This window comes from Roseburia zhanii (assembly GCF_014287635.1).
In the GTDB taxonomy this organism is placed as follows: Bacteria; Bacillota; Clostridia; order Lachnospirales; family Lachnospiraceae; genus Roseburia_B; species Roseburia_B zhanii.
The window spans coordinates 1-3,502 of record NZ_JACOPH010000035.1 but is presented as its reverse complement, the minus strand read 5'-3'; the positions used below and the strand labels follow the sequence as shown (position 1 = coordinate 3,502).

2 protein-coding genes and 1 pseudogene are annotated in these 3,502 nt (G+C 44.2%); all 3 read right to left on the bottom strand.

Annotated features, from left to right (window positions below; genetic code table 11):
• A pseudogene (locus H8S17_RS15680) lies at nt 1-414 on the bottom strand (CD1107 family mobile element protein); the annotation flags it as partial.
• Nucleotides 389-652, bottom strand: a complete 264-nt coding sequence (locus tag H8S17_RS15675; RefSeq protein ID WP_117831469.1) for a DUF4315 family protein — start codon at nt 650-652, stop codon at nt 389-391. The pseudogene H8S17_RS15680 and the gene H8S17_RS15675, both read right to left, overlap by 26 nt.
• A gap of 18 nt (nt 653-670) precedes the next feature.
• Complete coding sequence (locus H8S17_RS15670) at nt 671-3,379, bottom strand: CD1108 family mobile element protein (protein WP_186867856.1); 2,709 nt, start codon at nt 3,377-3,379, stop codon at nt 671-673.
• Nucleotides 3,380-3,502 lie beyond the last annotated feature (123 nt).

Below are 3,502 nucleotides of genomic sequence, written 5' to 3'. Positions count from 1 at the left end.
GATTGTGATTTTTACACTTGGATTGATATAAGCACATTCCTTGTAATCCTTTGCACACACCTCACAATCTTCATCTACTGCATACTGACTGCATTTTTCCTTGCAGGTGCATTTTGCGGCAGGCTGTGTCTCCTCACTTGTGCCTTCTGTGGAATTTTCCGTTGTATTCTCTGTGGACTGCTCTGTGTGATTTTCTCCACTACCGGAACTGTCCTTGTTATCAGTGCCGGACGCTGTGCTTTCTGCACTGATTTCCTCTGCCGCACTTTCTGTTTTCTGCTCTGCTGTATCCTCCGCATGAACCTCCACAGTATTTGCCCTGTTTGCAAAAAATGCCCCGACCGGCATACAAAAAAGTATTGCCGACAGTATCAGGGACATTAGTGCCTTAACGGATAACTTCTTCATTTTCATTGGTCGAATCCTCCTTTTCCTGTTCCCGTTTCTGTAATAAATTTCTAACTTCATCCTCACTGAGCTTATTAAGCATCTGCAATCGCTCCGATGAGATTTTATATTTTCGTATGATCTTCATGGCTTCGGCATCCTCCGCCATCTGTTTCTGTTCTGCAAGGTCTTTTTCCTTTGCCTGTAGCTGTGCTATCTGCTCTCTGACCTTTTTAAGCTGTGAATTGATTCGTTCTACTGACAAAAATAATTCCTCCCTTCGCTAATTCAATCTTCCAAAACCATAGAAATGGCTCTGCCAGTAAGAAGTATTGATTGATGTGTACTGAATTGGATCACCGCAATGCACCATCGTACCGTTTCCACAGTAGATACCAACGTGTGTAACCGGACGTCCTGCATTATAGGTTCCTGTAAAAAATATAATGTCCCCTGCCTTTGCATCTGCCGCTGATACCGGAGTACACTGGTCATAAATGCCCTGTGCTGTGGTTCTTGGCAGGTTATGTACGCCACTGTTTGAAAATACCCAGCATACAAAACCGGAACAGTCAAAACTAGCCGGAGCTGTGCCGCCAAAAGTATATGGCATTCCCAGATACCTGTTTGCTTCACGCATAAGCGTCTGTACGGTTGCATCATCATAGGATTCCGGCGGTATCACATTGCTGGTTCCTCCTCCGGTGCCGCCCGTTGTTTCTCCATAAATGGTCTGTTCTCCTGCTTCAAAATAAAATAACGGGTTATAATATTCCCCGTTATACAGACATTCGATATGAAGGTGGCTTCCGGTACTGCTTCCTGTATTTCCGCTTTTGCCTATATTGTCACCTTTTTTTACACTCTGCCCTGCGGACACATTTAAGCTGTCCATGTGGGCATATTTTGTGGTATATCCCTTACTGTCCGTAATCACCACATAATTTCCATAATAGGAATCGTAAGTTGCTTCTGTTACCGTTCCATCATGTGCCGCATATACAAACGTTCCTGTCGGCACCGCTATATCCACACCCCTGTGAAGCTCCTCGACTCCGGTGTTTGGATTTTTCCGGTAGCCATAATAACTGCTGATATAGTAATACCAGTAATAATCAACCGGAGAAGCAAAGACCTGTAAGCCACCCTTTGTCTCCGTATAAGCTCCAAAAATTTCCGTCTGCTCGCTGTCCATAAGTCCGGCAACAATGCTCTCAAGCGGTGTGACCGTAAGTGTGACACGAAGAATTGTTACGGTATATTCTTCTTCCTCCTCATACTCGTATTCCTCGGTATGGGTAGTCCCGTCCGGATTTGTTATTATTCTGGTTCCGGTCTTTGTGACTGTCCTTGTCCGTGTTTCCTCTACTTCCTCTGTAGTGAGTGAATACATGGCATCAAATAATTCCTGAATCTCACTCTCCATTCCTGCGGCATTAAATTCCGTATGGACTGCGGAAAGATAACTGATCAGTGTGTACGGATCATGCCCGATTGCGCCAAGGTTATAATCGTATTCATCGTATCCCGGATAATCAGTTTCAATCCGGTCAATCTTGTTTTGCAGCTCCATTTCCTTTTCTGTAAAAGATAAATCTGCTGCATCAATCTCTGCCGGAAGGCTAAGATATGTGCTTGCCATTGTTGTTGTCACAGTTCCGGTAAACATGGAACCGCAGCTTGATAATGCCGACATGATCATAATGAGCAGAAGTGCAAAAATACCGACTGTGATAATGAGTGTTTTATTTTTCGTGGCAATCTCCTGTAACTTCTTTGCAATCCCGGTTGCAGCATTGGCTGTCTTTGTAAATGTTTCCTTTGCAGTCTTGGCTTCTGCTCCTGCCCGCCTTGCCTTGGCATACTCACGCTTGATACGCTGTTTCTGTAGCTGCCTTTGTAACTGCTTCTTAGGACTGTTGCCCTTTAGATGTGGATTTTCACTGATGAATTTCTCATACTCCAGCTTCATATCTGCTGTGACCTGCTTTTTCTTCAATCGTTCTAGGCGGTCACGCTTTCTCTGTGCTTTACTCTTTCTGTGGTATTTCATGTAATGATAAACATCTTCTGCCCGCTGTTCTGTCTTATGTGCGCCCTCAACTGCGGAATTATCCTTTTCTGTCTCTGCAATCTTTCGATGCACAAAATACATATTTTCGGTTTGGAGCTTATGAACTGCTGTCTTTCCCAGTCCGTCCGGCTTAAATGGCTTCTCCACATCCACCGGAACCACAACATACTTTGCTTTTCCGGTCTGCTCATCAAAGACACGCTTCATCTCATACTGCCGCTTTTTCGGCATCTTGTCCTTTGCCTTCTGTAACTTCCGGCGGTTCTTTTCCGACTTATCAAAAGCCTTCTGTACTTTTTGGTCTGTAAATTCGTCCGCCTGCCCCTGCGAAAATGTGGCGTCCTTTGTCTGAAGATCTCCATAATCGGACTGCTTTGCATTTTCTGACTTTGCACGCTCTCTGTGTGCGTATTCTCTCTGCACACGCCTTTTGTGATATTTTCCTTTTTTCTCAGACCGTTGGTAGGTATTTCTAACGTGGTAATTGTCCTGAAAACTGTCTGCGTCCTCTGTATGGAAATTTGTAGCATTACCGTTTTCCTCATTGATAAAGCTGTTTTCCTTTAAGAATGTCTTTTCCGCTTCGGCTTCCGACTTCTGGACATTGTGACCAGAAGTGTCCTGTTGTTGCTGTCGGTAATATTTTTTCTTATTATTTTTCCTGTATTCTGTCCCAGTATTAAACTCTGACTTCTGGACGCTGTGACCAGAAGTTGCTTTTCCTGTACGACTGCCATGGTTCGCATCCCTTGGCAGATTGCTCACAGGCTTCTCGCTGGCACTAAACTGGTTTTCCACAGAAAAGGTGTTGTCCTGCCTGTGTTCTATATGTTTTACTCCAGTCACTTCCTTATCTTTGGAAAATGTCTCTTTTTCAAATGCCTTTGCCGCCTGCTTCTTCTGTCTTTTTTCTGCCATTTACACTGCGTCCTCCTTCTGCACCGATTCCTCCGGCTTGGTATTCATAATTCTGTAAGTCTTGGTGTCTGTCGGATATTTGTCTACAAATGGAATTACCACATTGTCAAACAGTATCAGACC